This is a genomic window from Vibrio sp. 1401 (genome assembly GCF_033340295.1).
Genome location: NZ_JAWOWF010000503.1, coordinates 1 through 626, shown reverse-complemented (window position 1 = coordinate 626; position 626 = coordinate 1). Strand labels below are relative to the sequence as shown.

General features: G+C 45.0%; 1 protein-coding gene. It reads right to left on the bottom strand.

Annotated elements, in window-relative coordinates:
* Nucleotides 1–478, bottom strand: a 478-nt coding sequence (locus R7Z77_RS26485) for a PKD domain-containing protein (protein ID WP_318137189.1), incomplete at its 3' end; no start/stop codon positions are given.
* Between the last annotated feature and the right edge of the window lie 148 nt (nt 479–626).

Sequence of the window (626 nt, the reverse complement as noted above, 5' to 3'; positions counted from 1 at the left end):
GCTCTTGCGTCGGATTGATACGGCCCCAGGACACATAGCGCTCAGCTGTCGGGTGAGCCTCTGCAGAGGCGATGATGTCCAATACCTGATGTAAAGAGGGGAGAGATGCGTGATCAACATAAACTTCCAGTGATGGAGACACCACGGACACTTTTGCATCGGTTGAGTACTGATCACCATTCTTACTGGTTCCTTTAAACTGGAAGCAATACTCTTCATCGTTGTCCAGTTTTGGAGCGGTAAGTGTCAGATTGACGGTTTGGCTTGTGTCAGAAGGAATAATGGATATCGAACCACATGTTTGAGTCCAGCTGAAACTTTCTAAATCGGGATTGCTGTCGTTTTGAATCGGATTAAGGGTAAATTCTTGATTGTCTATGACATCGAATTTGACGCTGTTGTTGTGGGTCTGATGATCGTCATCAGAGCAGCCTGCGAGAATTGCAGCTGTTAAGAGTAGCCAAGGCTTAACGTCCATTTAGAGGTCCCGATGTGAAAAGGTGAAAACTCCGCATTAAATATTATTTACGACGGCGTTGTCTGTGATGTAAGTAGCAGCTTAAGGCTTAATTGTCTGCAGGGTGAGGTCGTGAACGTTTTTTAAGCAAAATGACGACTAATTTGAC